The 22,711-nt window shown below is 39.1% G+C and carries 33 protein-coding genes and 1 pseudogene; 1 reads left to right on the forward strand and 33 read right to left on the reverse strand.

Annotation, left to right across the window (positions count from 1 at the left end; translation table 11 throughout):
• Positions 1–2: 2 nt before the first annotated feature.
• The 11 genes and pseudogenes from EDX97_RS05270 to EDX97_RS12035 all read right to left on the reverse strand — a co-directional run.
• On the reverse strand, positions 3–863 hold the full coding sequence (locus tag EDX97_RS05270) for a LysR family transcriptional regulator (protein WP_128520145.1): 861 nt from the start codon (positions 861–863) through the stop codon (positions 3–5).
• Positions 863–2,395, reverse strand: coding sequence for a sodium/proline symporter (locus tag EDX97_RS05275; protein ID WP_128520146.1), 1,533 nt, complete (start codon positions 2,393–2,395; stop codon positions 863–865). Before EDX97_RS05275 ends, EDX97_RS05270 begins: the two co-directional genes overlap by 1 nt.
• 95 nt (positions 2,396–2,490) lie before the next feature.
• Positions 2,491–3,150, reverse strand: coding sequence for a YczE/YyaS/YitT family protein (locus tag EDX97_RS05280; protein ID WP_128520147.1), 660 nt, complete (start codon positions 3,148–3,150; stop codon positions 2,491–2,493).
• A gap of 25 nt (positions 3,151–3,175) precedes the next feature.
• Positions 3,176–4,348, reverse strand: a complete 1,173-nt coding sequence (larC, locus tag EDX97_RS05285) for a nickel pincer cofactor biosynthesis protein LarC (protein WP_128520148.1) — start codon at positions 4,346–4,348, stop codon at positions 3,176–3,178.
• Positions 4,345–5,097 (reverse strand): nickel pincer cofactor biosynthesis protein LarB, encoded by a 753-nt coding sequence (gene larB / locus EDX97_RS05290; protein ID WP_128520149.1) that lies wholly within the window; start codon positions 5,095–5,097, stop codon positions 4,345–4,347. The genes larC and larB overlap by 4 nt, the downstream gene beginning before the upstream one ends.
• Positions 5,090–5,836: an ATP-dependent sacrificial sulfur transferase LarE gene (larE, locus tag EDX97_RS05295; protein ID WP_128520150.1), complete on the reverse strand. Its 747-nt coding sequence runs from the start codon at positions 5,834–5,836 to the stop codon at positions 5,090–5,092. Before larE ends, larB begins: the two co-directional genes overlap by 8 nt.
• A gap of 41 nt (positions 5,837–5,877) precedes the next feature.
• A complete protein-coding gene (locus EDX97_RS05300) occupies positions 5,878–6,189 on the reverse strand; it encodes a hypothetical protein (RefSeq protein ID WP_128520151.1) in 312 nt (103 codons plus the stop codon).
• Positions 6,186–6,581 carry a hypothetical protein gene (locus EDX97_RS05305; RefSeq protein WP_128520152.1) on the reverse strand — a complete coding sequence of 132 codons (396 nt, stop codon included), beginning with the start codon at positions 6,579–6,581 and terminating at the stop codon, positions 6,186–6,188. Before EDX97_RS05305 ends, EDX97_RS05300 begins: the two co-directional genes overlap by 4 nt.
• 33 nt (positions 6,582–6,614) lie before the next feature.
• Positions 6,615–7,751, reverse strand: a complete 1,137-nt coding sequence (locus tag EDX97_RS05310; RefSeq protein ID WP_183164276.1) for an aldo/keto reductase — start codon at positions 7,749–7,751, stop codon at positions 6,615–6,617.
• Positions 7,752–7,853: 102 nt separating this feature from the next.
• Positions 7,854–8,261: a hypothetical protein gene (locus EDX97_RS12215; protein ID WP_420884693.1), complete on the reverse strand. Its 408-nt coding sequence runs from the start codon at positions 8,259–8,261 to the stop codon at positions 7,854–7,856.
• Positions 8,262–8,339: 78 nt separating this feature from the next.
• Positions 8,340–9,322: pseudogene (locus EDX97_RS12035) on the reverse strand (lyase family protein); the annotation flags it as partial.
• Between the two features lie 224 nt (positions 9,323–9,546).
• On the opposite strand from EDX97_RS12035, the gene EDX97_RS05320 reads away from it, so the two are divergent.
• Complete coding sequence (locus EDX97_RS05320; protein ID WP_128520153.1) at positions 9,547–9,996, forward strand: Lrp/AsnC family transcriptional regulator; 450 nt, start codon at positions 9,547–9,549, stop codon at positions 9,994–9,996.
• Between the two features lie 41 nt (positions 9,997–10,037).
• On the opposite strand, the gene rpsI is transcribed toward EDX97_RS05320, so the two are convergent.
• From rpsI to rplE, 22 genes are all read right to left on the reverse strand, one after another.
• A complete protein-coding gene (gene rpsI, locus EDX97_RS05325; protein WP_128520154.1) occupies positions 10,038–10,436 on the reverse strand; it encodes a 30S ribosomal protein S9 in 399 nt (132 codons plus the stop codon).
• A 13-nt stretch (positions 10,437–10,449) separates the two neighbouring features.
• A complete protein-coding gene (gene rplM / locus EDX97_RS05330) occupies positions 10,450–10,887 on the reverse strand; it encodes a 50S ribosomal protein L13 (protein WP_128520155.1) in 438 nt (145 codons plus the stop codon).
• 99 nt (positions 10,888–10,986) lie between these two features.
• On the reverse strand, positions 10,987–11,718 hold the full coding sequence (gene truA, locus EDX97_RS05335; RefSeq protein WP_128520156.1) for a tRNA pseudouridine(38-40) synthase TruA: 732 nt from the start codon (positions 11,716–11,718) through the stop codon (positions 10,987–10,989).
• Positions 11,715–12,515, reverse strand: a complete 801-nt coding sequence (locus tag EDX97_RS05340) for an energy-coupling factor transporter transmembrane component T family protein (protein WP_128520157.1) — start codon at positions 12,513–12,515, stop codon at positions 11,715–11,717. Before EDX97_RS05340 ends, truA begins: the two co-directional genes overlap by 4 nt.
• A complete protein-coding gene (locus EDX97_RS05345) occupies positions 12,508–13,368 on the reverse strand; it encodes an energy-coupling factor transporter ATPase (protein ID WP_128520158.1) in 861 nt (286 codons plus the stop codon). The genes EDX97_RS05340 and EDX97_RS05345 overlap by 8 nt, the downstream gene beginning before the upstream one ends.
• Positions 13,344–14,174, reverse strand: a complete 831-nt coding sequence (locus EDX97_RS05350) for an energy-coupling factor transporter ATPase (protein WP_128520159.1) — start codon at positions 14,172–14,174, stop codon at positions 13,344–13,346. Before EDX97_RS05350 ends, EDX97_RS05345 begins: the two co-directional genes overlap by 25 nt.
• A 66-nt stretch (positions 14,175–14,240) precedes the next feature.
• On the reverse strand, positions 14,241–14,675 hold the full coding sequence (locus EDX97_RS05355; RefSeq protein ID WP_128520160.1) for a hypothetical protein: 435 nt from the start codon (positions 14,673–14,675) through the stop codon (positions 14,241–14,243).
• Positions 14,676–14,677: 2 nt separating this feature from the next.
• A complete protein-coding gene (locus EDX97_RS05360) occupies positions 14,678–15,259 on the reverse strand; it encodes an O-methyltransferase (RefSeq protein ID WP_128520161.1) in 582 nt (193 codons plus the stop codon).
• A gap of 36 nt (positions 15,260–15,295) precedes the next feature.
• Complete coding sequence (gene rplQ / locus EDX97_RS05365) at positions 15,296–15,658, reverse strand: 50S ribosomal protein L17 (RefSeq protein ID WP_128519442.1); 363 nt, start codon at positions 15,656–15,658, stop codon at positions 15,296–15,298.
• A gap of 14 nt (positions 15,659–15,672) precedes the next feature.
• Positions 15,673–16,626: a DNA-directed RNA polymerase subunit alpha gene (locus EDX97_RS05370; RefSeq protein WP_128520162.1), complete on the reverse strand. Its 954-nt coding sequence runs from the start codon at positions 16,624–16,626 to the stop codon at positions 15,673–15,675.
• A gap of 25 nt (positions 16,627–16,651) precedes the next feature.
• Positions 16,652–17,041, reverse strand: a complete 390-nt coding sequence (gene rpsK / locus EDX97_RS05375; RefSeq protein WP_128519440.1) for a 30S ribosomal protein S11 — start codon at positions 17,039–17,041, stop codon at positions 16,652–16,654.
• A 16-nt stretch (positions 17,042–17,057) separates the two neighbouring features.
• The gene (rpsM, locus tag EDX97_RS05380) at positions 17,058–17,423 is read right to left on the reverse strand and encodes a 30S ribosomal protein S13 (protein ID WP_128519439.1); all 366 of its coding nucleotides are present in this window, start codon (positions 17,421–17,423) and stop codon (positions 17,058–17,060) included.
• A 12-nt stretch (positions 17,424–17,435) separates the two neighbouring features.
• Positions 17,436–17,552 carry a 50S ribosomal protein L36 gene (rpmJ, locus tag EDX97_RS05385; RefSeq protein WP_081637596.1) on the reverse strand — a complete coding sequence of 39 codons (117 nt, stop codon included), beginning with the start codon at positions 17,550–17,552 and terminating at the stop codon, positions 17,436–17,438.
• Positions 17,553–17,679: 127 nt separating this feature from the next.
• Entirely contained in the window at positions 17,680–18,327 is a 648-nt protein-coding gene (locus tag EDX97_RS05390; protein WP_128520163.1) for an adenylate kinase, read from the reverse strand.
• Between the two features lie 24 nt (positions 18,328–18,351).
• The gene (gene secY / locus EDX97_RS05395; RefSeq protein WP_128520164.1) at positions 18,352–19,641 is read right to left on the reverse strand and encodes a preprotein translocase subunit SecY; all 1,290 of its coding nucleotides are present in this window, start codon (positions 19,639–19,641) and stop codon (positions 18,352–18,354) included.
• Between the two features lie 2 nt (positions 19,642–19,643).
• A complete protein-coding gene (rplO, locus tag EDX97_RS05400; protein ID WP_128520165.1) occupies positions 19,644–20,081 on the reverse strand; it encodes a 50S ribosomal protein L15 in 438 nt (145 codons plus the stop codon).
• A 16-nt stretch (positions 20,082–20,097) separates the two neighbouring features.
• Entirely contained in the window at positions 20,098–20,601 is a 504-nt protein-coding gene (rpsE, locus tag EDX97_RS05405) for a 30S ribosomal protein S5 (protein ID WP_183164313.1), read from the reverse strand.
• 17 nt (positions 20,602–20,618) lie between these two features.
• Positions 20,619–20,975, reverse strand: a complete 357-nt coding sequence (gene rplR, locus EDX97_RS05410) for a 50S ribosomal protein L18 (protein WP_128520167.1) — start codon at positions 20,973–20,975, stop codon at positions 20,619–20,621.
• Between the two features lie 21 nt (positions 20,976–20,996).
• Complete coding sequence (gene rplF, locus EDX97_RS05415) at positions 20,997–21,539, reverse strand: 50S ribosomal protein L6 (RefSeq protein ID WP_128520168.1); 543 nt, start codon at positions 21,537–21,539, stop codon at positions 20,997–20,999.
• 19 nt (positions 21,540–21,558) lie between these two features.
• Positions 21,559–21,957, reverse strand: coding sequence for a 30S ribosomal protein S8 (gene rpsH / locus EDX97_RS05420; RefSeq protein WP_128520169.1), 399 nt, complete (start codon positions 21,955–21,957; stop codon positions 21,559–21,561).
• A gap of 14 nt (positions 21,958–21,971) precedes the next feature.
• Entirely contained in the window at positions 21,972–22,157 is a 186-nt protein-coding gene (locus tag EDX97_RS05425; protein WP_128520170.1) for a type Z 30S ribosomal protein S14, read from the reverse strand.
• A 12-nt stretch (positions 22,158–22,169) separates the two neighbouring features.
• A complete protein-coding gene (rplE, locus tag EDX97_RS05430; RefSeq protein WP_128520171.1) occupies positions 22,170–22,709 on the reverse strand; it encodes a 50S ribosomal protein L5 in 540 nt (179 codons plus the stop codon).
• Positions 22,710–22,711: the final 2 nt, after the last annotated feature.

Below are 22,711 nucleotides of genomic sequence, written 5' to 3' on the forward strand. Positions count from 1 at the left end.
TCTTAGTCCTTCTTTTCGATTATTTCTTTGGCAATTTCAATTAATGCTTTATCGGCTGCCGATAATACATCTTCCGATTTATACATGATGCCTAACGTTCGATAGGCAGGTGGATCCAATGGATAAGTATTGACGTCCAAACCTTTTAAACTCAATTCGGGTAAGATCGTAATACCCAACCCTTGTTTGACCATAGCCACAATGGACGCATCTTCTTTACAATAACAAATGACATGAGGTTGGATACCAGCTTGACGTAACGTTGCCGATACATCATTATCCACACCAATTTCACTCGCAATATAGGGATACTGTTCCAATTCATGAATTGGCATCACATCTTTTGTTTGTTTCTCACAGACAACTGCATACAACATTTCTTTTTGAAACGGAAGGAACATAAAGTTCGATTGTCCCGATTGAGAGATAAAGCCAAAATCAACTGTTCCTTGTCCGATCCACTGCATGATTTCATCGTAATCCCCTTCACGCACATGAATTTGAATTTGGGGATAGGTTTGATTGAATCGCTGCAAAAGGGTTGGTAACCAATGTTTCGCAATACTTGAATACGAACCAATCGTTATCGATCCTGTCGATAAGCCATTGATGGCATCTAAAGCTTCTTTAAACCGTGTATATTGGACCAACGTCGATTGCATATACGGCAATAAATACTTGGCCTCACTTGTTAGTTCAACCCCATGGTTGGTACGTTTTAAAAGCTTGATATGCCACTCTTTTTCTAATTTCTTAATGGTATGACTAATCCCCGATTGCGTTGAACCCAAACGTTGGGCACTGGAGGTAATACTTCCCGTTTTATTTAGATCTTCTAATAACGCAAATTGTTTGATGTCCATTAGTCGGCTGCCTTTACATCCTCAAATTCAGCTTTAATTTCTTGTGAAGCACCACCAGTTGCTAGACTGACCACAACATTGACAACCAACGCAATCACAAAGGCAGGCAATAATTCATAAATGCCCCAAACACCACCAATTGGACTGATCAAGAAATGCCATACAAAGACCATGACACCACCCGTTAACATACCAAAGATGGCACCATATTTGTTGGAATTTTTCCAGAATAAGGCCAATAATACCACAGGTCCAAAGGAAGCTCCAAAGCCTGCCCACGCAAACGATACGATTTGAAAGACAGAACTATTGGGATCCCAAGCTAAAATCATACCAATAAAAGCAATGATCAATAAACAAGCACGAGAAATTTTTAACAATCGTTTCTGTGCATAATCTTTTTTCAAATAGTCAGAGATGATATCGTTGGATACTGAACTCGATGCAGCCAATAATTGGGAATCCGAAGTAGACATCGTACTTGCCAAGATACCCGAAAGAATGACACCAGCAATCAAGGCAAAACCAAAACCATGCGTACTCAATAAATGGGCAATACGCACAATCGCTGTTTCTGAATCCGATCCAACCAAAGTGGCAAGAACGCCTTCTTTGGACATTGCCATCGCAACAATACCGATAAATACGGAAACAAACATAGAGATAACGACCCAAATGGTAGCCACACGACGAGATAATTTCAATTGATTTTTATCTTTGATAGCCATAAAACGCAATAAGATATGTGGCATACCAAAGTAACCCAATCCCCAAGCCGCTTTCGAAGCAATGGTAAGTACACTATATGGTATCGCTGATTTTGTAGCTACATCATACGATTGGGTAAAACTCATATATCCAGGCAAAGCATAGGCATGTCCCATAACACTATCCATTCCACCAGCCATCATGATGCCATAGGATACAACGATCACAAGAGCAATGGTCATAATGATACTTTGAATAAAGTCCGTTGTGGATGCAGCTAAAAAGCCACCTAAGGTCGTATAGATGACAATGACCAACGCACTTACGATCATAGCTACATGATAATCCACACCAAATAAGGTATTGAATAATTTACCACAAGCGACAAAACCACTTGCCGTATAGGGTACAAAGAAGACAATGATCCAGATGGCTGCAATCAAAATCAACGTTTTTTTATTATCATGATAACGTTTGGCAAAAAATTCAGGAATCGTGATTGCATCGATTCGTTCCGAATACGTACGAATTCGTTTAGCTACGATCAACCAGTTTAAATACGTTCCAACGGCTAAACCAATCGCTGTCCAACCGGCATCGGCAACACCCGATAAATAAGCAACACCAGGCAATCCCATCAATAGCCAACTTGACATATCGGAGGCTTCCGCACTCATTGCAGTCACGAATGGACCGAGCTCACGACCTCCTAAATAAAAGTCACCCACGGTTTTATTGCGGTCCATGACCTTAAAACCGATATAGATCATACCGCCAAGATATACCACAATGGCAAGTAAGATTCCAAATTGATTTAAATCCATAATCTCTCCCTTTCTCATATCGGATATGAATATTTTTCATATCTAAGTGTTAAAAAAACAGGACAAACGTCCTGCTCTCTATTGTATTCGCTTTCTTATGCATTGTCAATGCCACACTGAATAACCATCTGGTTTCCGACCCAACGATTGAAATAAGCAATGGTTCGGCCCACTCCAATCATCGATAACAACGTGCCTAAACCTAATCCAGCAAATGATCCCACAAAAATGGAATCAATCAACAGTGTCAACAATACGCAACTCAAATCCACACAGTTTTTCGTAATACCTGTTTCTTTGCCAATGGCATCCGCAATGGTCTGAACAATACCGTCTCCCGGATTCGGAACAATACGCATATTCAAAGTCATAGCAGCACCAATTCCTGTACAAATAACAGCCAAAATCAATACGAACAATCGCAATGAAAATACCGAACCAAATAAATCAGGAATAAATAGTTCATACACTTTCATAAAACGTGTAAATACAATGCTCAATGGAATTTGCAGCACATCCATCACTAAGACCTGGCGTGGTTGTTTCCGTATGGTATGAATGATCAATTCAACCAACACAAAAATAATGTAGAGAATCAATGTCATATCTGGAAAAGCAATCCCAAACAAAACCGAATTGGCATAGGCTACCGAAATAATGGCAGATACACCCAATCCTGTTTTTGAATTCAATTCCAAGCCCAACGCTAAAATAAATAACCCAATCAAATAATAGATCCATCTTCTTTTTGTCATGGGTTCATGATAACACAAAACGATATTATTTTTCAGTATTTATTTTTTGAATGACTTCCATTAAGCTCCAACCTTGTTTGCGGGCAATGTGGACAAGATCTTCATATTCATACTTATCCCGTTGTATACCATAGCCCGAAGAATGTTTATAGTGCACTTGTCCATACGCGGTATTGATGGATTCTATCGTACGATCTAAGACATATCGATCACATTTCTTTTCTCGAATGCCAATTGTAGTCGTATATTGAAATAAAGTACGAACCACAACATCGTGTTTTTCTTGCGTACAAAGAACACAGAAAAGCGTTCCTGGACGATTCTTTTTCATTTGCACGGGAATCGTAAATACTTCTACAGCCCCAGCTTCAAACAAAGCTTCTGTCGCAAAGCCAATTTCTTCACCCGTCATATCGTCAACATTGCAATGCAATTCATAAATTTGCTCAGTTTGATCTTCGGTTTCACCAAGAAAGGCACGCACACAATTGGCTGCTTCAAAATCTTTGGTTCCCATACCATAGCCAATCGAAGTCACATTCATGATGGGCATGTCGCCAAATTTGGTCGCAAAATGCTTTAACAATGCGGCGCCCGTTGGCGTACATAATTCTCCATCGATTTGGCCACCATAAATCGGAATCCCCTTTAAAATATAAGCTGTAGCCGGTGCCGGAACCGGTAAGATGCCATGGGCACAATGCACTTGTCCACTACCGACATGAACAGGAGAAACAATCACTTGATCTGGAGCAATTTCAGCCATCAACATACATACAGCCGTTACATCCGCAATCGCATCCATCGTTCCCACTTCATGAAAATGGATATCGGTAACTGGTACACCATGGACTTTACTTTCCGCTTGGGCAATTTCTTGATAAACGGCTAAGATGTCTTTCCAAATTCCATCAGAAACATCCAAATGGGAAACGATGTGTTCGATATCCTGCAGATGACTATGATGATGGTGGTGATGATGCATTTCTCCTTCTTCTTGTCCATGAACTGTCACTTTCATATGTGTACCCGTAATACCACATTTGATACTTTTTTCCTTTTCAAAATGAACTTCAGGAATTGCCAATGCATTCAGTTTGGAAACAAACGAATCTGGATCGGGCAACAATTCAAGTAAGGCCGCCGTCAACATATCTCCAGCAGCTCCCATCGAGCAATTCAAATATAAAGTTTTCATTTTTTAACCTCCATATGGTTGATGCGACTCGCAAGAACACCAGCACCAAAGCCATTATCAATATTTACAACAGACACCCCACTTGCACAAGAATTCAACATGGATAATAAGGCAGCCACACCGCCAAAAGAAGCACCATAGCCTACACTTGTAGGTACCGCAATAACGGGACAATCCACCAAGCCGCCAATTACACTCGCTAATGCCCCTTCCATTCCGGCAATCGCAATGATCACCGAAGCATTCATCAATTCATCCAAGTGGGAAAGTAAACGATGCAGGCCGGATACGCCAACATCATACAATCGCAATACTTCATTGCCCATGATTTCAGCGCTCAAAGCCGCTTCCTCCGCAACGGGTATATCACTGGTACCACCCGTAGCTACTACGATCTTGCCTAGACCATCTGCCACGGGCCTACTACCCACAATGCCTACTTTGGCATCGGCATGATAATCCATGGGACATGTCTTTTGGATGATCATCGCGGCTTCTAGGGATAAGCGTGTGATCAATATCGTTTTTTGATTGTTTTTTTGCATGGTGTGAATGATTTTGATGATTTGTTCCGGTGTTTTGCTAGCGCCATAAATGACTTCGGCCATCCCTTGTCGAAGCTTTCGATGGATGTCGACTTTCGCAAACCCAATATCTTCATATGGCTTTTTCTTTAATGCCAACAACGCATCATTTACTGATAAACTCCCTTCTTGTACTTGTTCTAAAATTGCTTTGATTTCATTCATGACGAACCTCCAAATCCAATAAGATATGATCGTATCTTGTCTTCAATGTTTGAACGATCTGTTTTCGATGTTGCAGCACTTGTTCCAACTGTTCTTTGGGAAATTGGAGTCGTGCACTATTTTCCAATAGACGAACACGAAAATCAGTAAAGCCAAGTGAAAATAAATAATTTTCTGCCCATTCGGTGCGTTCCAAGATATCGGAAGTAATAGGATGTCCGGTTGGTATCCGTGTGGCCAAACAAGCATAGGCTGGTTTATTCCAGGTAAATAATCCGGCTTCTTTTGAACGTCTTCGAATTTCAGCTTTGGTCAAACCACATAGACGTAATGGAGATAAAACAGATAATTCTTTTAGAGCAACCATACCGGGTCGATCCGAACTGTCATCGGACGCATTGGTTCCATCCAATAAAACGGTATAGCCATCTTGATGTGCCTGTTGCATGATGGTTTGAAAGATGTGTCTTTTACAATAGTAACATCGATTGGATGGATTGCTGATGACGTCCTTTTGGAGAATATCAACGGGAAGAATCGTCATATCGATGGATATATCTTTGGCTAAGCGTTTGGCATCATCCAATTCAAATTGGGGTTGAAAGGCGGATTTGACATAATATGCATGGACTTGCGCCCCGCTTTTTTTGGCTGCATATAAAAGATAAGACGAATCCACACCGCCAGAAAACGCAACAGCCACTTTTGGATGTTCCTTAAAAAATTCAGTTAGTTTCATTCCATTCCTCCTAAAAAAGCACAGGTTCCTGTGCTTCCATTTTATTTATTAAAAAGCTTTGATCGAACAACGCCTTTTGGATCTTTGATCAATACATATACGATCCAAATCACCAATCCTAAAGCAACAACTGATAAGCCCAAAAAAGTATCATTGAGCATTTCGGTGGGGGTTGGTCTAAAATAAGCAGCTCCCCGTTTACGATAAGCAAATATCGCATCCACAAACCACATCAAAGAAGCGCCCCAAAATAGCCAGCAAAGCAGACCTATTTTCATTTCGCGTTTTTGTACGTCTTGATACCATGCCGCTGTACAGAAAACCGCCGCAAATACTGTGATCAATAAGGTCATTCTTTTACCAATGCTTTTTTGGCCATCACATTCGATACCACGACCATACCGCCCCAAACAACGGTAATAAGCACAGCCATTGAAACACCTGTCGTTGCCATTTCATGAAGCATCGCATGTAAATCTTGCGGATTGGATGCGGCCGTAAGGAATGGTGAATATAGTGTAACTTCACCATGCCATAAATGTTCAAAAGCCAATAGGACCGAACCACCCCAAAGCATATTGCTTAACCATTTTAATTTTCGTGAAAAAGGAATTGGCTGAACCGTTTCTTTGCCTTTTCCTAAATCAACTTCAACGGAAACGGGTGCTTTTTCCTTTTTTTCAATAACTTTTTTAATTGTTGTTGTTACGATTGCTTCGGTTGCAGGAACTAAAAAACAAGCCATAAAACATGCCTCCTTGTATGTATTATAATCGATTTATTCAAATTCTTGTGCCACTTGTTTCAATAAATCACGAATAGGTAAATGTTGAGGACAAACTTTTTCACACATACCACATCGGATACAATCCGATGCTTTGCCATTATTGACAGTCAACACCGAATTATAGTAGAAATTCATATTCCAATCCCCGGTAATCTTTTTCTTATTCATGCACGCAAATAAATCAGGAATCAAGATCTTCTTTGGACAATGATTTTCTTCTACACAATAATGACAAGCTGTACAAGGAATCATTTCCAAGGACTGAAAAACATGGGTCACTTCTTGTATTGCTTCCTCTTCTTCGTCATTCAATGGTTGGAAGTCTTTCATATAAGAAATATTATCTTTCATTTGATCAAGAGTGCTCATTCCAGAAAGAACCATGCGAATGCCATCAAATCCAGCCGCAAAACGAATCGCATAGGAAGCATTGGAATGTTGAGTCCCATTCTTTTTATTCAATGCATCATAAACTTTCTGTGCACCATCTGGTAAATTTGCCAGTATTCCACCCTTCACAGGTTCCATCACCAATAATGATTTTTGATGTTTACGTGCTACTTCATATACTTTGCGACTTTCTACCGATGCATCCTCATAATCCAAATAATTGAATTGGATCTGGACAATTTCAATTTCTGGATGATCGGTCAATATACGATCTAAGACCGTGGCTTTATCATGGAAAGAAATACCTACATGTTTGATCTTTCCTTCTTTTTTCAATTCGAAGGCTGTTTCATAGGCATGACATCGTTGAAACTTTTTATAGTTGGTACTGCCTTGTGCATGCATAAGATAGAAATCAAAGTAATCCACGCCGCACCATTCTAATTGTTTTTCAAAAAATGGTCGAATATCTTCTTGTTTCTGAAAATACGGTTCCGTTAATTTATCGGTCAAAATATAACGATCTCGCGGATATCGAGAGGTTAATCCATCGTGAATGGCCAATTCGGATTTACCATCCAGATAACCATGTGCCGTATCAAAATAATTGAATTCATTTTCAAGAAACAGATCGACCATATCTTCAAATTGTGGAAGATCAACGTTCCCATCTTTCATTGGTAGACGCATACAACCAAAGCCAAAATACTTTTTCACTTCAGGAAATGATGAATCCATAAATCTTTCCTCCTTTTCTTACATGATATAATGCGATGATCATTCTATCCAATTTAAAAAAAGAATTATTGATCAAATTTTTAAATAAAAAAAAGGAAGTTCCTAAGAATGCTTAGGAACTTCATGGAAGGAAGGATTCATGGAAAGAATAGGACCCATGTTGTGACTGGAACCACTTAACGCATACGGATTCAAAATTTTATCTAACTCTTCTGCACTCAATAGCTTTTCAGAAAGAACAAGTTCCCTGACACTTTTATCTTGTTTGATTGCTTTTTTCGCAATTTCTGCTGCTTTCTTATAGCCAATATATGGATTGAGTGCGGTAATGATACCAACGCTATGTTCTAATAGATCTCGTGTATGATTACGATTAGCCGTGATACCAACGATACAGTTATCAATCAATGTTTTAACGGCACCTTTTAAAGTCGTGATAGATTCAAATAAATTATAGAATAGAACTGGTTCAAAAGCATTCAATTCCAACTGTCCGGCTTCAGCTGCCATCGTAATGGTCGTATCGTGTCCAATCACTAAGAATGCAACTTGGGTTACTACTTCAGGGATGACAGGATTGACTTTACCTGGTATGATCGAAGAACCGTTTTGTTTCGCAGGTAAAGCAATCTCGGCAAGTCCTGTTTTTGGACCAGAAGAAAGAAGACGAAGATCATTACACATCTTGGAAAGATTGACTGCACATGTCTTTAGGGCTCCAGACACAGCAACAAATCCATCTAAGTTTTCTGTCGCATCAAATAAATCATCGGCTTGTGTGAGTGGCATATTTGAAATTCGAGCTAAACAAGGAACTACGTTTTCCACATAGTATGTTGAAGCATTGATGGATGAACCAATGGCTGTACCACCTAAGTTTACTGCATACATTTCTTTGAGCGTATGAGCTAATCTTTTTGATCTCTACCAACCATGACGGCATAGGCATGGAATGTTTGACCTAAACGCATGGGAACGGCATCTTGTAGCTGGGTACGTCCCATTTTGATCACATCATCAAATTCAATCGATTTGGCATATAATTCACTTTCTAATCTTTCCAATTCATCAAGTAGTGGATCCATCAAATCAATGACTGTCATTTTTCCAGCGGTAGGAGCCACATCATTGGTTGACTGAGCCATATTGACATGATCATTTGGATGTACTAGATCGTAAGATCCTTTATCACCACCAAGAATTTCATTGGCACGATTGGCAATCACTTCGTTCATATTCATATTGGCACTTGTACCGGCACCGCCCTGTACAGCATCTACAATGAATTCTTTCGCAAACTTACCGGCTACGACTTCATTGCTGGCTTTGATGATGGCTTCTGCACAAGCATTATTTAATTCACCAGCTAGGCAGTTGGTGATAGCGGCTGCCTTTTTGATCAAGGCGAGATTTTTTAAAAAAACAGGGTTCATTCCTATCCCTGTGATCGTAAAATTCTCCCCGGCACGCATAGACTGTACACCATAATATGCTTCACTTGGTACTTCTCTTGTTCCTACGGAATCTGACTCAACACGAATACTGATATCTTTTCCCTCCATTAATTTCATTTCCAATTGATGTGTTTTTGGCTCAACATCAATTCTAAATTATGGTTGAAGAATAGCACTCAGTTTTCTTATTGTAAAGTTTTTAAAGTGAAAGCCAAGATAAAATAGGTATTATAGCCATTTAAAATTATTTATTTTAATATTTTTATGTTTTCACTTTATTTTTTAATGTTGTGTTTTTTTCAATTGAAGTACACTTTTAGTAACAGAAAGAAGTGATTGCCATGGATATAAAATTAGATGCGATTGATCGAAAGATCTTAAAAATTCTCCAAGAAAATGCCCGTACACCGATTAAAGAGATTGCCAAAGAAGTGTTTCTATCTTCACCAGCTGTATCCAATCGCATTGAAAAATTGGAACATTCCGGTATTCTTACCGGATATCACGCACAAATGAATACCTTATTATTTGGATACAATATCAAAGCCTTTATCAATTTAGAAGTACAACCCTACCAAAAAGAGGAATTCTATCCTTTTATTCAATCTATTCCGAATGTCATTGAATGTAACTGCGTAACTGGTGAATATGCTATGTTGATTGAAGTTGTATTTCAGACCACACAACAATTGGATCATTTCATCAATGAACTCCAACATTTTGGTCAGACTCAAACGCAAATTGTTTTCTCAACTTCTGTTGAACATCGTCAAGTACCCATTCAATTGTAAAAAAAAAGCCCAAACGGGCTTTTCTTTTGATTGGTTCCAAATTAACGTTTTGAGAACTGAGGTGCACGACGTGCTTTTTTCAAACCATATTTCTTACGTTCTTTTGCACGAGGGTCACGAGTAACGAAGCCAGCTGCTTTCAATACTGGACGATAATCATCACTTGCTTGCATCAATGCACGTGTGATACCGTGACGCATTGCGCCAGCTTGACCTGTGAAACCACCACCATGTACATTGATCAATACATCAAATTGACCAACTGTATTTGTGATTTCAAATGGAGCCTTTACGACCATACGTAAAGTTTCCAATGGAAGATAGTCTTCCAAGCTCTTTCCGTTGACTTCGAATTTACCTGTTCCTGGGCGCAAGAATACACGAGCAACAGATTTTTTACGGCGTCCTACGCCATGATATTGAACCATATTGTCTGCCATGATCTATTCCTCCTTATCCTTTCACCTTTAACTCAACAGGTTGTTGAGCTGCATGTGGATGTTCACTACCAGCATACACATACAAATGTCCGCGTTGTACATCACCTAAACGAGTATGAGGCAACATTCCTTTAATTACTCTTTCTACCCATTCTTCTGGATATTTTTCTTTCATTTCTTTTGCCGTACGAACACGCATACCACCAAAGAATCCAGAATGGTTATAATACTTTTCTGTGTTTAATTTGTTTCCAGTCATTTCAACTTTTGCTGCATTGATAACAATCACATAATCACCACAATCCACATTTGGTGTGTATGTAGGTTTATGTTTTCCTCTTAGTACATGTGCAGCTTTGGTAGCTAAACGACCCAAAGTTTCGCCTTCGCCATCAATCACATACCAAGTACGCTTTACGTCAGCAGGTTTTGCCATAGTAGTTTGACGCATAATTAATCTTCCTCCTATTTGAGCATTACCGGGGCTCAAAGGCTGAGATTAGCCAAATATTAGTTTAGTGAAATGGAGCCCAAAAGTCAACGAGAAACTTTAATAATTTACTTTCATCAAGTAAAGGCCTTGTGGCTGTGCATTATAACGACAAGCTTCTTTATTTTTTGCCTCTAAAATTTTCTTTACATCAACTGGTTCCAACTTATGTTTTCCAACTTCGATCAATGTACCCATCATCATCCGTACTTGATACCGTAAAAAACCGGTTCCCTCAAAAATGGTTCGAATATCTTGTCCTTCCACTCGTATCTCAATTTTCGTAATCGTTTTTACTTTTGGTTTATCCGCCTCTACACGACTCGAACAAAAGCTCGTAAAATCATGGGTACCTAAAAGATATTTTGAAGCCATTTTCATCAAATCAATATCTAAATTTTGCCAAACCAATTGTTTATATCGATACGCAAATGGATCTTTGGCATTGGTCGTACAAATGAAATCATAGCGTTTGGATTGAACGGAAAACCGAGCATGAAAAGAATCCGGAACCTTTTCTATCGATTGGATCCGGATATCTTTTGGCAACACAGTATTTAACGCTTGAAAATACGCATGAGGTGACATGGAATCCAGCGGTACAAAATGAAAGACTTGGCCCCATGCATGTACCTTTGCATCGGTTCGCCCACTGGCAACGATTCTCGTTTCTTTGCGGTTGATCTTAAACAACGCCTTTTCAATCACTTCTTGAATGCCTACTGCATTGACTTGTTTCTGCCATCCGGCATAATTCCAGCCATCATACGCAACAATGGCTTTATAAATCATAGAAGTACTCCAATCGCAATGGTAGCCCCTAAAACAACACAGCTCATGACCAATCCTACATAATCAAGCGATGTCATTTTTAAAACTTTATATCTCGTTCTTTGTTTATTGGGATCATATCCACGTGCTTCCATCGCATTGGCCAATTGATCGGCACGATCAAAAGCCGATACAAACAAAGGCACGATCAACGATAAGATAGCTTTGATCTTTTCCTTGAAGGTTCCATTTTCCATATCAACCCCACGACTGGCTTGGGCATTCATGATTCGTTGGGTTTCTTCAATCAAAGTAGGAATGAAACGCAACGCAATACTAATCATCATCGCAATGATGTGGGCAGGAAGCCCCACTTTTTCAAAGGGATGAAGTAGTTTTTCGATACCTAAAGTTAAATCAAGCGGTTTGGTTGTTGCCGTTAATACCGTTGTGATCACGATCATCATCATTAAACGAACCACGATATACAAGGTTTGATAGACAGCTCCTGAATAAATATTCACAGGTCCTAGACTAACCATCACATAACCTGTACGAATCGCAAAGACATTGATTACAAATAAGAAGACCATCATCCAAATCATGGGTTTCATGGCCCGAAACGCATAGTTAATGCTTAATTTGGATAAGACCAAACATACCGCAATAAAGGCAGCAACAAGAACATATCCCCAAGCACCGGCTGGAATAAAAATAGCAATCATCAAAAGCAACATGATCATGATTTTTGAGCGTGGATCCATTTTATGAACAACGGAATCCAAAGGCATATAACGTCCCAGAGCAATACTATTCATGTGCTTTCACCTGCTTCTCTATACAATTACCCAAAGCTTCCAAAGTAAGGACATCATCGGGAATATCAAATCCTTTGGCTTGGAGCGCCATTTTCAAACGAATCAATGCGGGTGGTTCAATGCCAATATTGATCATCCAATCCGGATGTTCAAAGAAGGTTTGTACATCCGATTTATGTTTTAACTTCCCATGATCTAAGACCATGACATCATCACAATAATTCATGACATGATTCATATCATGCGTAACCAATAAAACCGTTTTATTCAATTTGCGATTGAGATTCATAAACAAAGTCATCATTTCTTTGGCACCTTGTGGATCTAAACCAGCCGTTGGTTCATCCAAAACCAATACTTCCGGATCCAAAATCAAGATGCCTGCAATGGCAACTCTTCGTTTTTGACCTCCACTCAATTCAAATGGAGAACGATCTAGATATGATTCATCCAAACCAACCATGGGTAAAACTTTACGAACCAATTTCAGTGCATCTTCTTCTGATGTCCCAAAATTTTTAGGTCCAAACGCAATATCTTTTTCAATCGTTTCTTCAAACAATTGATATTCTGGAAATTGAAAGACAAGTCCCACTTTTCTACGTAATTCTTTGATGTCTTTTATTTTCAATAAGGGTTGAATATGAAAACCACAAATATCTAAACTACCACCTGTTGGCACCAACAAACCATTTAAGTGTTGCACCAAAGTCGACTTTCCCGAACCTGTCTGTCCAATAATGGCAGTTACTTTTCCTTCGGCAATACTACAATCAATTCCTTTTAAAGCAGCATGTTCAAAAAGCGTATTGGGACTATATACATGTTCTAATCCGTTGATTTCAATTGACATATAGCATCCACCACCTTATCTAATGTCAAAATATCTTCGTGCAATATGCCTTTGGATTGAAGATATTTGGAAAACTTTAACGCAAAAGGAATATCCAACTGCATATTTTTCAACAAATCGGGATGCGCAAATATTTCTTTTGGTGTTCCTTCCATTTCAATTTTGCCCTGATTCAAGACAATGACATGTTCGGACTGTGCTACTTCTTCCATATCATGTGTAATCGATAGAATCGTGATATCCCGCGATTGATGTAAATGATTGATTTCCTGATTAATGCTTGCCTTTCCTTGTGGATCCAACATGCTGGTCGATTCATCAAAAATGATGATTTCCGGTGCCATTGCCAAAATACCAGCAATCGCTACACGTTGTTTTTGTCCACCGGATAAATGCGTGGGTTCCGCATCCAAAAAATCGGTCATACCAACGGCAGCAGCACTTTTGTCGATTAAATCTTGCATTTGTTCCTGTGGTACACAATGATTTTCTAATCCAAATGCAATATCATCCGCTACGGTTGAACCAATAAATTGGTTATCTGGATTTTGAAAAACAATCCCAACATGGGATCGTAATTCATAAATGGTCTCAGGGGAAACAACTTGATCCAAGATCTTGATCGTACCGCTTTTTGCACCCAATAAACCAATGATCAACTTCGCAATCGTACTCTTTCCTGATCCATTATGACCAATAATAGTTGTATAACTTCCCTTAGGAATCGTAAAAGAAACATCCTTTATCGTTTCTGCTTCTTCTGTATAAGCAAAGGAAAGATGAGAGACTTCAATAGCATTTTCCATGGGATATCTCCTATCTATGCATAGCTTATTTATTATAAATAAAAAAAAGGGATAAAACAATATCCCTTAATCATGCATTTCTTTAAATGTTGCATCGGCTTGTAAGCAAATTTCGCTCAATTGTACCTGCAACAAGTTCAAATCATCATCATCGAAGTTACCGTTGTATTCAATTTCGACTTCTTGTTTCTCACTATCATACGAACTGGATAACTCTAATTCTGCCGCTGCTTTTTGGAACGTATGTGCATGATCCGCATCCGCAACAGTAAAGGTGAAATACTTCGTTTGTGGCTTATGATTTTCTAAGCTATGGATGGCTTCTTTCATTTTATCATCGCCACGACTTGGTACATCATAAACAATCGGTTCATCCTGATTTGGAACTAAAAATTCATCCAATTCATCTTTCTTTTCTTTTTCTTTTTTTACTTTTTGTGTGACGGCCACACCAGCACCAGCTACGGCAGCTAATGCAAGGATCCATTTTAGAAATTTCATTATTATTTGCCCTTCTTTCGCTTCGTGATGGCTACTCCATCGCCTTGATCATAAAGCTTCGTTTCATAATCAGACAAAGCCATCAAGAACTCTCGATATCCTCTTATTTTTCGAACCAACGCTTTTGTATTTCGATTGTGTGTGCGTTCTGGATGATCAACAAGACCATGAAAGTTCATATTATCTGAGATAATTATACCATTCTCTGATAATAAAGGACAAAATTTTGTAAAAAACCGAATATACTGGGCTTTGGCGGCATCGATAAAAATACAATCAAATGGACCTTTTGGTAATGGAACTTCTAAGGCATCGCCTTCAATCAATTGAATATTGGTGTGACCTTCCAAATTGGCTTTGGCTTGTTCAATCATTTGTGGATCTCTCTCAATCGTCACCACACGCATCGGATCCACAAGATCAGCAACAACCAAGGCCGTACGACCAATGGCCGTACCAATTTCTAAAAAAGAATGGCAATCATATTCAATGATTTTTTGTTTCAATAATTTCAATCCTTCATCTTGAATAATGGGTATGCCATGTTCCATCGCATATTGTTCTAATTCTTTAATATCGGCCATAACTTCTCCCTTTCAAAAAAAGTGAAGTAGAAAGTTCTACTTCACCAATTCAACGATGGCCATTGGCGCTGCATCGCCACGACGAATTCTCGTTTTGACTACGCGTGTATATCCACCATTACGATCTGCATAGGCAGGTCCAATTTCGTTAAACAATTTTTGTAAAGCGGTTGTTCCATTGTCGTCCACTTCTACATTGCGAACATAGGCAGCTGCACTACGACGAGCCGCTAAATCATTTTGTTTCGCTAATGTGATCAAGTGATCCATGACAGCAGATAGTTCTTTCGCTTTCATTTCTGTCGTTTCCAATTGTTCTGCTTCAATCAAAGAAGTAGCCATGTTACGCAACAAAGCCTTACGATGATCTGCAGTACGACCTAATTTACGATTCTGCATCGTGATCCTCCTATTTATTCATTGGATGCTCGGAAACTCAATCCCAAAGCAGCCATTTTATCTTTAACTTCTTGAAGTGATTTCTTACCTAAGTTACGGACATGGATCATTTCTTCTTCCGTTTTTTGGGTTAATTCATCCACTGTCGTAATTCCAGCACGTTTTAAACAATTGTATGAACGAACACTTAATTCCAAATCTTCGATCATTTTTTGTTGCGCTGGATTGGCTTGTGTTTCTACTTCGATTTCTGGTGTTTCTTCTAAGTCAATGGTATCTTCATCCACATCACGAATGATAGCTAAATGATCGCGCAAAATCTTACTTGCGATAGATAAAGCTTCAGAAGGCTTCAATGTGCCATCTGTCGTAATTCCCATCGTTAACTTATCCGCTTTTACACCATCTACATCCATTGTATCGACATGATAATTCACATTCGATACGGGTGCATACAATGAATCTGTATAAATCAAACCTAGAGGTTGATTATCCCCTTGATAAAGGTGTTTATTTGCTTCTGCACCGACATAGCCACGTCCTAAACGGGCTTGCATCGTTGCATAAAAAGAACCACCATCAGCCACTGTACAAATATATAGATCCGGATTTAAAATGCTGACGCCTGTTGGACATTCAATGTCTCGGGCATACACTTTATAAGGACCTTTTTTGTCAATGCGCAATGTGTATACGTCATTATCATGGATATCAATTTTTATAATCAATTGTTTTAAATTCAAGATGATGGCCGATGCATCTTCAGCCACACCTTCGATTCCGGTAAATTCATGATAAATGCCATCAATTTGAAGGTTAAAAATAGCTCCACCAGGAACGGAAGAAATCAATACACGACGTAATGCATTGCCTAATGGTCTTCCAAATTGATATTGAATTGGCTCAAAAACAAACTCTCCCTTGGTATCGTTTTCTTGAATGGTTTGAATGGTATAGTTTGTTGTCACAAGGGCACCTCCTTATTATTGATTCTTATCCACGAGGTCGTTTTGGTGGACGACATCCATTATGTGGAATTGGTGTAACATCATTGATCATTTTGATCTCAAGTCCGGCTACCTGCAAAGCACGTACCGCTGCTTCTCGTCCTGGACCTGGTCCTTTGATCTCTACACTTACCGTCTTCATACCATGATCGGCTGCCGCTTTTCCAGCTGCTTCTCCTGCTAACTGTGCAGCATATGGTGTGCTCTTGCGGCTTCCTTTGAAGCCTAATGCTCCTGCACTGGACCATGATACAGCATTTCCTTGTTCATCTGTAATCGTTACGATCGTGTTGTTGAAAGTTGAGTGGATATGTGCAACTCCACGCGCAACATTCTTCTTTGCACGACGTTTCGCTTTGGTTTTCTTCTGTGCCATACTCTACACAACCTCCCTACTTCTTCTTGTTTGCCACTGTCTTGGCTTTTCCTTTACGCGTACGCGCATTGGTCTTCGTTCTCTGTCCTCGTACGGGCAATCCTTTTCTATGTCGGATTCCTCGATAACATCCAATCTCCATCAATCGTTTGATGTTCAATTGGACTTCGCGTCGAAGATCTCCTTCCACTTTGATGTTGTCAATCTCTTTTCGGATCGCATTCATCTGCTCATCTGTCAGATCTTTTACTCGAATATCTTCACTGACATTTGCGCTTTCCAATACTTTCTTTGCGGTACTGTTTCCAATGCCATAGATATATGTCAATGAAACCACTACACGCTTATTGTTTGGAATATCTACACCTGCAATACGTGCCATTTTTTCCTCCTGTTAGTTTCCTTGTCTCTGTTTGTGCTTTGGGTTCTCACAGATTACCATGACTCTTCCCTTACGTCGAATGACTCGACATTTATCGCACATTGGTTTTACGGATGGTCTTACTTTCATTTTTGTTTCCTTTCCAACCACATATTTAAGCCCTGTTAAAATGCGTATGTCTTCATGCGGATTTTAATAGAAATGTGGTACTTACTAAAACGCAAGAATTGCGCTTATATATTATAAGCGCAATCATTTAGATATTCAAGACTTTTTTAATACGTGTCCAAATCTCATCTTTATCTCCCAAAGCATCGACATGAGAGACCAATCCTTTTTCATCATAGTAACCAATGACTGGTTCGGTATTCTTTGAATACTCATCCAAACGTGTTTTCAATGATTCTTCATTATCATCTTTACGTTGTGTCAAAGCTGTACCATCATGATCACAAACACCTTCAACTTTTGGAGGGTTCGAATAGATATTATAGATTTCACCACATTTTGGACAACTACGACGACCCGTGATACGACGAGTCAATTCTTCGAATGGTACATCCATAACCAAGACAGTATCTACAGCCAAATCGGTGCCCTTAGTCATTTCTTCAAATGCCTTAGCTTGATCGATCGTACGAGGATAACCATCCAATAGATATCCATTCTTTTTATCAGTAAGATTTTCTAAATAGTCTTTGACCATTTTGTTTGTGACAGAATCTGGAACTAATTTTCCTTGTTCTGTATATGACTTAGCTTCCAATCCCAGGGGCGTTCCTTTCGAGATATTCTCACGGAAGATGTCACCTGTAGAAATGTGATTTAAATTTAATTCTTCACGAAGCAAACGAGAGAAAGTACCTTTTCCTGCTCCCGGAGCTCCCATAATCAACATATTCATTTTTTTACTCCTACTTATTATATTTTAGTCTTGATAGTATTTTTTGTAAGATTTTTGTGTAATCAAACCTTGAACTTGGCGTACCGTTTCAATAGCAACACCAACAACGATAATTAAACCGGTACCTCCCAGAGCCATGCTCGATGGCATTTCTGGCCACAGAATAGGCATGACATGTGGCATAACTGAGATAAACGCCAACGCAATGGAACCAAAGACCGTAATACGAGTCAGAATATGATTCACATATGTCTTCGTTTCGGTTCCTGGACGAATATTGGGAATATATGCACCCGATTTACCAAGGTTTTCTGCTAATTTTTCTGGATCTACTTGCATCTTCGTATAGAAGAAGGTAAAGAAGATGATCAATACAACATAAATAACAAGCGAATACCAAGTACTTAGTCCTAGCCAATCTTGTACGGCGTTCACAAAATCAGTTTTATCTAAGAAAGTGGCAATTTGTAGCGGTGCCATCATTAAAGACGATGCAAAGATGACAGGAATAACGCTTGCCGAATTGACTTTTAATGGTAAATAGTTTGAATCACTACGTTTACTCAATTCAATAGAACTGGAAGTATATTGAATAGGAATACGACGTTCTGCTGTGTTGATCAACGTGACAAAGATGATAATCACTAAGTAAACGACTACGTAGCCTACAAACAACCAAACTCCATTTTTTGTATTTGAACCAATCAAAGATTTCCAAGCAGAACTAAATTGACGTGGCATACGACCAACGATACCTGCCATGATGACCATGGAAATACCATTACCGATACCTTTTAATGAAATTTGGTCTCCAATCCATACGAGGAATAAAGAACCAGCCGTGAAAATCGTCGAAATATATAAAACTTTACTCAGTGTCACACCACCAACAATCAATGTTGTATAGGTTTTGGAGAAGCCATAAACCAATGAAATGGACTGAACAAAGGCAAAGATTACAGCTAAATAGCGCGTATATTTATCGATTTTCTTACGTCCTTGTGCACCACTTTTCGATAACTCTGTTAAAGATGGGATGACATCCATACTCAACAACTGCATAATGATGGAAGCTGTGATATATGGTGTTACACCAAGTGCGAAGATGGAGAATTGATCCAATCCACCACCACCCAAAAGGTTGATCATTTCAAATAAAGAGTTATTTTGTATACCAGCCATTAACTCTGCTGTATCTACATCAGGAATCGTAATGGTTGATCCGAATCGATACACAAAGAAGGCAAAGAGCGTAAACAAAATTCGATTACGAATATCTTTGTTTACAATCATTGCCTTGATGCTTCTAAACATTTTTAAATAACCTCAGCCGTTCCGCCTGCTTTTTCGATTGCTTCTTTAGCTGATGCTGAGAACTTAGCAGCTTGCACTGTTAACTTCTTCGTCAATTCACCATTACCTAAAATCTTCAATCCAGATAATTCTTTTTTAATGACTTTGTCTTCTAATAACAAAGCGGCATTGACAACGGTTCCGTCATCATATTTATTCAATGTTTCCACATTTACGATCGCATATTCTTTACGATTGAAGTTTGTGAAACCACGTTTTGGAAGACGACGTGCTAATGTTGTTTGGCCACCTTCGAAACCTAAACGAACACCTCCGCCACTTCTTGATTTTTGACCTTTTTGACCACGTCCAGAAGTTTTACCATTTCCACTTCCTGGACCACGTCCAACACGGTTACGTTTGGAACGATGGCCATTTGATTTCATTTCTTCTAATTTCATTTGTACATCCTCCTAATTAACCGCGAATTTCGCTAACTTTCTTATCACGAATAGCAGCGACTTCTTCTACAGTACGTAAGCTCTTCAAACCTTCAACAGTTGCACGAACAACGTTGATCTTCGTACGAGAGCCTAAGCATTTTGTGATAACATCACTAATTCCTGCTAATTCCAATACAGCACGAGTAGCACCACCAGCGATAACACCAGTACCACCAGCAGCTGGATGCATAAATACTTCACCAGCTCCATATTTACCTGTTACAGCATGTGGAATCGTATTGTTGATAACGGGAACAGTAAATACATTCTTACGTGCATTTTCACTTGCTTTACGAATGGCATCAGGAACTTCGTTTGCTTTTCCTGTACCCATTCCAACACGACCATTGTGATCGCCAACAACAACCAAAGCAGCAAAGCGGAAACGACGTCCACCCTTAACAACTTTTGTTACACGGTTGATTTGAACAACTTGTTCTTCAAATTCGTCGTGGTCTCTTCTTGGTTTTCTATTCATTGCCATGGTGTGACCTCCTAAAATTCCAAGCCGGCTTCACGAGCGGCTTCGGCTAATGCTTTAACACGACCTGTGTAAACATATCCACCACGGTCGAATACAACATGTTTGATGCCTTTTTCTTGGGCACGTTTCGCAATTTCAGCGCCAACTTGACGAGCTGCTTCTACGTTGCCACCATTTTCTAATTTCATTTGAACACTTGAAGCACTGACCAATGTTGTACGATTTACATCATCGATAACTTGTACTTCGATGTTTGCGTTACTTCTGAAAACATTTAAGCGTGGGCATTCAGGAGTTCCGCTAATTTTTGTACGTACACGTTTATGACGACGAATACGTTCTGCATTACGTGATTTTTTATTGACCATAAATATTTATCTCCTTTCCCACTACTTACCAGCTGTTTTACCTTCCTTACGACGGATATGTTCTCCTTTGTAACGGATACCTTTACCCTTGTAAGGTTCTGGTTTACGAGCGGCACGAATTTCAGCAGCAAATTCACCAACTTGTTGCTTATCGATTCCTTCAACTTTTACTTCAGTAGCACTTCCACAAGTACAAGTGATTCCTTCTGGAATATCAACCAATACTTTATGAGAGTAACCAATTTGCATTTCCAATTGTTTCCCTTTAACAGCGGCACGGAAACCGATACCAACTAGTTCTAATTCTTTTGTGAAACCTTCAGAAACTCCAACAACCATGTTGTGCAACAAAGCACGAGTGGTTCCGTGTAATTGCTTTGTGCGTTTTTCATCATTTGGACGCTTTACAGTGACTACACCATCTTTCACTTGAATATCCATCAAGTCAGAGAATGTACGAGTTAAAGTTCCCTTAGGTCCTTTAACAGTCACCTCATTCCCGTTAGCAACATCAACCGTTACTTTTTCAGGAATGGTAATCAGTTTATTCCCGATACGTGACATTTATTTTCCTCCTATTGTCTTACCATATGTAAGCAAGAACTTCGCCACCAACGTGTTGTTTTCTTGCTTCACGATCTGTCATAACACCATTACTTGTTGAAATAATGGCAATTCCTAATCCGTTCAATACACGAGGCAATTCATCTGCATGTGCATAGACACGAAGACCAGGTTTTGAAATACGACGAAGACCGCTAATAACACGTTGTTTGTCTTCTGTATATTTCAAAGTAATTGTTAATTCTTTAAATTGTCCATCACCTTCAATAGCATAGTCAGTGATAAAACCTTCTTCTTTCAAGATCTTAGCAATTGCCTTTTTTTCTTTTGATACAGGCATGCTTACAACATCATGCTTTTGAACCAAAGCATTACGAATTCTTGTTAGCATATCTGCAATTGGATCTGTCATGTTCATTGCAATTTGCCTCCTTACCAGCTAGCCTTCTTTACACCAGGAATCTGACCTTGATAAGCCAATTCTCTGAAGCAAATACGACATACTTTATATTTTCTTAATACGGCATGTGGACGTCCACAACGTTCGCAACGAGTATATTCACGAACTTTAAATTTTTGAGGACGTTGTTGTTTATTGATCATTGCTTTTTTAGCCATTTCATCATCCTCCTACTTCTTAAAAGGCATTCCCATACCTTTTAATAATGCCTTTGACTCTTCATTGGTATTGGCAGTTGTAACAATAACAATATCCATACCACGTGTGCGATTGACTTTATCAAAATCAATTTCAGGGAAGATGACTTGTTCTTTGATACCTAATGTATAGTTTCCACGGCCATCAAAACTTGTATCACTTACACCACGGAAGTCACGTACACGAGGTAAAGAGATATTGAACAACTTATCTAAGAATTCGTACATCTTTTCCGAACGCAAAGTAACTTTACATCCAATAGGCATTCCTTCACGCAACTTAAAGTTGGCAATGGATTTCTTTGCCTTTGTAACAACGGGTGCTTGTCCAGTGATAGCTGCTAATTCTTCAACAGCTTCATCTAAGTATTTCGAGTTGGCAATAGCATCACCGACACCAATATTAACAACTACTTTTTCAATCTTTGGTACTTCCATGATTGAAGTATAGTTGAAATCTTTCATCATCTGAGGGACAACTTCATTTGTATATTTTTCATATAAACGATTCATAG

Origin of the sequence: Absicoccus porci, from assembly GCF_003725415.1 — a bacterium.
Lineage (GTDB): Bacteria > Bacillota_I > Bacilli_A > Erysipelotrichales > Erysipelotrichaceae > Absicoccus > Absicoccus porci.